The following is a 1,153-nucleotide window of genomic DNA, read 5'->3' on the forward strand; positions in this document are numbered from 1 at the left end:
CGGCGGCGGGGGCGGGCAGGTCGCGCAGCAGCGCCGCCAGGCCGGCGAAGGCGGCCACGCCCAGGGCGGTGACCAGCCACATCGTCATCCGCCAGTCGGCGCGCCCGATCCAGGTGCCCAGCGGCACCCCGAGGGCGGTGGCCACCGTCATGCCGCCGAGCACGGTGGCCAGCGCCCGGCCGCGCCGCTCGGGGGCGACCAGCGTGGTGGCCACCGCGTTGGCGGTCGGCGTGTAGAGGGCGGCGCCGGCCGCCGCCAGCACCCGGGTGGCCAGCAGCAGTTCGTAGGTGGGGGCGAGCGCGCTGAGCGCGTTGGCCGCGCTGAACACGACGAGCGCGGTCAGCAGCAGGCGCCGGCGCGGCCAGCGGGCGGTGAGCGTGGCCAGCACCGGGGCCAGCAGCGCGTAGCCGAGGGCGAAGACGGTGACCAGCTGGCCGGCGGCCGGCACCGACACCCCCAGGTCGGCGGAGATCGGGCCGAGGATGCCGGCGAAGACCATCGAGTCGGTGCCCATGGCGAAGGTGCCGAGGGCGAGCAGGAGCAGACGAACGGGCACGGGAGGGCCCCCCGGGACACAGGAACGGATTGTTGGATAAGCATGCAACAGTTGGACGCTCGTCAAACACTCGGGGATTGGTGGATGATTGTCAAACCATCTGTGTCCCCCCGGCGGCCCGAGGAGCGTGCGCCATGACCGACGACGAGCGGCTTCCCCAGCCCGCCACCGCCGACATCGACCTCGTCACCGTCCTGCACGCCCTGGGCGACCCCGTGCGCATGACCCTGCTGCTCAGCTACGCCGACGACGCCGAGCACTCCTGCGGCCCGCGCGACCTGGGCCTGGACCACCTCCACAAGTCGACCGTCTCCCACCACATGCGGGTGCTGCGCGAGGCCGGCGTCACCACCACCCGCGTCGCCGGGCGCAACCGCTTCGTCAGCCTGCGCCGCGCCGACCTCGACAGCCGCTTCCCCGGGCTGCTCGACGCGCTCCTGGCGGCCCAGGCGGCCCCCGCGCGGTAAGGGCCCGGCTCTGGGTTTTCTGCTGCCGCCGTGGGCCTATGCCCGCGGTCGTACGGCGCGGCGGCCGATCCTGCCCCCGGCGGACGCGCCCGGGCGGGGCCCGGCGGCACGGTGGACGGGCACGCCGCCC

The 1,153-nt window shown here is 75.3% G+C and carries 2 protein-coding genes; one reads left to right on the forward strand and one right to left on the reverse strand.

Annotated elements, in window-relative coordinates:
• Positions 1-556, reverse strand: a 556-nt coding sequence (locus AE652_RS41795) for an MFS transporter (RefSeq protein ID WP_049661307.1), incomplete at its 3' end; no start/stop codon positions are given.
• Between the two features lie 134 nt (positions 557-690).
• Here AE652_RS41795 and AE652_RS41800 point away from each other — a divergent pair.
• The gene (locus AE652_RS41800; RefSeq protein WP_049661305.1) at positions 691-1,023 is read left to right on the forward strand and encodes a helix-turn-helix transcriptional regulator; all 333 of its coding nucleotides are present in this window, start codon (positions 691-693) and stop codon (positions 1,021-1,023) included.
• Positions 1,024-1,153: the final 130 nt, after the last annotated feature.

Source organism: Kitasatospora sp. MY 5-36 (assembly GCF_001182915.1).
Taxonomy (GTDB): domain Bacteria; phylum Actinomycetota; class Actinomycetes; order Streptomycetales; family Streptomycetaceae; genus Kitasatospora.